This is a genomic window from Monashia sp. HAY1-5C, assembly GCF_056755255.1.
Map to the genome: position 1 here is coordinate 1 of NZ_JBPGXG010000523.1, position 229 is coordinate 229.

The following is a 229-nucleotide window of genomic DNA, read 5'->3' on the forward strand; positions in this document are numbered from 1 at the left end:
TCCGTCGTCGGCAGCGTCAGATGTGTATAAGAGACAGGACGCCGGTCGCGCGTCGCTGCTCGGCAGCCACGGGATCACGGCCCTGACCAGCGCCCCCCCGACGCTCGAGGAGCTCTTCATGGAGCCTGTCTCTTATACACATCTCCGAGCCCACGAGACGGAGCTACATCTAGGAGGAGGGGGGTGGGGTGGGGGAAGGGGGGGGGGGGGGGGGGGGGGGGGGGGGGGG

At 69.9% G+C, this 229-nt stretch carries 1 pseudogene; it reads left to right on the plus strand.

Going from position 1 to position 229, the window contains the following annotated elements:
- Nucleotides 1-22: 22 nt before the first annotated feature.
- A pseudogene (locus ACR9ZK_RS22655) lies at nt 23-229 on the plus strand (hypothetical protein); the annotation flags it as partial.